The 3,261-nt window shown below is 52.4% G+C and carries 6 protein-coding genes; all 6 read right to left on the bottom strand.

The window, feature by feature from the left end; genetic code table 11:
- Nucleotides 1-546: lipoate--protein ligase family protein (locus tag VEI96_10890; protein ID HXX58497.1), on the bottom strand; the 546-nt coding region annotated here is incomplete at its 3' end.
- Between the two features lie 334 nt (nt 547-880).
- A complete protein-coding gene (locus tag VEI96_10885) occupies nt 881-1,558 on the bottom strand; it encodes a PAS domain-containing protein (protein HXX58496.1) in 678 nt (225 codons plus the stop codon).
- Nucleotides 1,559-1,666: 108 nt separating this feature from the next.
- The gene (locus VEI96_10880; GenBank protein ID HXX58495.1) at nt 1,667-2,122 is read right to left on the bottom strand and encodes a DedA family protein; all 456 of its coding nucleotides are present in this window, start codon (nt 2,120-2,122) and stop codon (nt 1,667-1,669) included.
- Between the two features lie 23 nt (nt 2,123-2,145).
- Entirely contained in the window at nt 2,146-2,268 is a 123-nt protein-coding gene (locus VEI96_10875) for a hypothetical protein (GenBank protein HXX58494.1), read from the bottom strand.
- A gap of 217 nt (nt 2,269-2,485) precedes the next feature.
- Nucleotides 2,486-2,674 carry a CooT family nickel-binding protein gene (locus VEI96_10870; GenBank protein HXX58493.1) on the bottom strand — a complete coding sequence of 63 codons (189 nt, stop codon included), beginning with the start codon at nt 2,672-2,674 and terminating at the stop codon, nt 2,486-2,488.
- A gap of 79 nt (nt 2,675-2,753) precedes the next feature.
- Nucleotides 2,754-3,261, bottom strand: a 508-nt coding sequence (locus VEI96_10865; GenBank protein HXX58492.1) for a PilZ domain-containing protein, incomplete at its 5' end; no start/stop codon positions are given.

Here is a 3,261-nt window from a genome sequence, read left to right as displayed (position 1 = left end):
ATCAAAGGAATAGGGGATCGATCCCTGCTGCAAGAGCCCGTCCCTCCAGCGTTTCTGAGCTGAACCGACCGCCTTTTTCGATTCGAGCGTGATCTCGGCGAAGGATAACGAGTCAAAACAGAGTGGATTCTTACCGTCACGATGACAAGGCTCTCTTGCCGTCCCGGTCTCGGGAGAGAGGCCGAGAATCGACAGCGCACGGCAGAAGGCATGGCTGATCTTCTCGTAGCTGTCCCTGAGTCCTTTCGAGAAGGGGCCGCTTACGGTCGGAGCAGAGAACCCGTAGGTGAGTTCATCGTTATGGAGGATGGCTCTTCCCCCGGTCACCCTCCGCACGACGGAGATGTCCCTTTCGGCGCAATAGGACAGATTGACCGAGGCTATCTTCTGAAAACAGCCGATGCTTACGGAAGGCCTCGTCCATGCGTATACCCTCAGGGTCGGCGGGGCCTTCCCCTGCCGCACTGATTCCGCAACCGCTTCGTCAATCGCCATGTTCAGGGGGCCATCGCAAGGACCGGTATCAATGAACCGCCACTTCGACATGAGGTATGATAGCACACCCGTTACTGACCACCGGCCCGCCATCGGGGCGGTGAAGCGTGTGCGCTCAGGATGTCGCAGCCCTCAAGACGCAACAGGGACGACGACACATGTCTCGTTATTCCCTGGCGGTAGGATCGTATCGCAAACGATGATCATTCATGGGGGGCTAGGAAAGCCGCTGTAACCACGCGGCTGAAAACGAATCAGTGAATAAATGCTTTCGACATCGCAATCAACGGGCGAAAGGGCAAGGCGATGCGACGGCGAGGCTGCAAAGTCCGATGACGATGTCGGCCGCATGGAAGCACGAAGGATTACTCATTCCCCGTCCAAGTCATCGAGGGTCTCCCAACAGATTAGTCCCTTTTTGAAGAGCCGCCTCCTTTACTTGGGTAATGTTCTTCGAAACGACACTGACCGCTTCTATCGTTCTGTCCGGACCTCTGACCGGACTCAGGGTGCGAAGAAAGTATTTACCGTCCCTTCCACTTCTGTGTTCGTGCTGCAACGACAGTCCTGTCTCGAAGACCTCTTTGACTCTGTCACGAAATATCTCTGTTTCCTCCGGTGAATGAAACTCTGAATAGGCTCGGCCTGCATATGCTTCGGCAACTGAAAAGCCCAATCGAGACAGATGCTTAGTGTTCATGAATAGGTATTTGCAGTCTTTATTGACGAGGAAGATCGAATCATCCGTAGTCTCGACGAGGGACCGATACCTCCCCTCGCTTGTCTGCAGCGCCTTTTTCGACCGCTTCAGCTGCTCAATGTATGATGTGAACGGCTTAAATACAAGATAATAAACGACCGGGAAGAGGATGACGATTGTTAACCCCGCGTTTAAGAATGCGAATCTGTATACGGTTATCGTATGTATCGACACCGAAGGGAGAATTGACAAAATAAGATCGGCGAGCGCCGTCGCCACGAATATCGCAGCGATGATGACGACAAAGAGGTTTACCGGGTCGATATAGATCTGTTCTTCCGCTCTATCATTCTGCTTTTTCATATCTCGATCCTGTAACAGATACCGTAACCGAATTCATGAGAGTCGGCGCTTTCCATTATACCACAGAGGCCTCGTACGACATTCTTGCATGGAAGGGAAAAGGAATGATCAGCGGGACGCCCTCCGTCCGGCGACGAGATATCTGAAGAGAAGATAGCACGCTAAAAGGGCGACGGTAAGAAAGAGTGCTACATGTTCGACGCGGGTGATATCCTTCTTAATGATCTGGAGGCTGTTGCCGCCAACGTAACCGGCGCCGACCATGAACGCTACCGTCAGCGATGCCGAGAGCGCGTCGGTTACGACGAACTTTAGGAGAGGCATCTTCATCACCCCGGCAACAAGCAGGATCTGAGCCCGTAGCCCGACGAGGTGCCTTCCGAACAACACCACAAAGATTCCCCATCTCCTGAATTTTTTCACCATGAGCGATAATTTCTTCGGGGATATGATCTTGTGAAACCGCTTGTGAGAGACGATCTGCTGCCCGTACTTTCTCCCCACGAAATAGAGTAAGAGATCAGTGAGCATGACACCCGCATAGATAATGAGAAGTGCGGGGATCAGTCTTACTACATTACTGAAGATCAGAAAACCGCAAGGATGAGCGTGGCATCCTCGGGAAAAGGAAAACCGATGCCGCCGAGGAGAAGCAGGACAAATAGCCCCAAATAGGGAAACTGTCCGATGACTGAGGATATCTGGAGCATAATAAGATTATAGCTTACGGATTACCCCTTCGCAGAGGGATGACACAGCAAGGCTCTTGCAGATTATGACGGGCGGTTCATATCGCGGTAATCTCTAGCTTAGGACGTAAAACACAAAGTCCGCTCTTGCAAAAGACTTGGGACCGGCTATGCGATAGGGAAAGGTCCTCTTTTCCTGATAATTCCTGTGACGCGGAATATCAGTTCATTCAGGTTTCTACTTCTTCTCGAGCACGATCCTGTTCTTTACCAGAGAGACTTCCCTGATCGTGCCGTCAAAGACCTTCTCCTCGCCGAAGAGGTTTCTGAGAAAGACCTTGCCTTCCTCAGATGTCGCGACATTCACGCTTTCAAGATAGAGTTCCTCACCGCCGTTCTTGAGGACAAAGGCATTCACTTCGCACATCGCGTTCCTCCTCCATGGGCATGCATGGATTCTCCTGAGCTTACCAATCGATATGGCCCGCCAGAGATCGCTCGCCCCCTTACGTGCACTGGTATTCTTTTTCGATAAGCGTCTCGATAGCGGAAATGAGGTCGACTCCGGGGTCGGTGAATCGAATGCCGTAACGGCTGGCATCATCTCCCGCTTCTTTTCCGAGAACGCGCATAATCTCGGCGTTTGCGTTTATGCGCGCCGAATCGGGAAGAGAGAATGAACACTGAACGCTATCGCCTTCCGAAAGGAGGGCGGACGTCCGAAAGAGCATCCCGGACGCGCTGATATTTTCTATGAAGCCGATGAACGATACCTCTTTCGACCTTCCCTCCAGTTTCACGCTCATCGAGATTCTGCACGACTTCCGCGGAGCGATATGAAGGAGTTGATACGCTTCCTGCAGGAGAACCGCGCTGTTTATCGGGCTCGCGATGAATACATTCGCCCTGCATTGCACGCATCGCTCAAGGTCTGATTCTGAGGCCGAGCAGACGAGAATGAGGGAGACGTTACGCAGCTCTTCGTCATCGCGTATGAGGGAACAGAGCGTCTCT

The organism is Thermodesulfovibrionales bacterium, assembly GCA_035622735.1.
Classification (GTDB): Bacteria; Nitrospirota; Thermodesulfovibrionia; order Thermodesulfovibrionales; family UBA9159; genus DASPUT01.
This window is presented reverse-complemented; position numbering and strand designations above follow the sequence as displayed.

What these genes read in the sequence shown, in the direction of transcription:
- VEI96_10885 (HXX58496.1), bottom strand. Translation starts at nt 1,558, where the DNA reads ATGAAAAAGCAGAATGATAGAGCGGAAGAACAGATCTATATCGACCCG.
- VEI96_10875 (HXX58494.1), bottom strand. Translation starts at nt 2,268, where the DNA reads ATGCTCCAGATATCCTCAGTCATCGGACAGTTTCCCTATTTGGGGCTA.
- VEI96_10870 (HXX58493.1), bottom strand. Translation starts at nt 2,674, where the DNA reads ATGTGCGAAGTGAATGCCTTTGTCCTCAAGAACGGCGGTGAGGAACTC.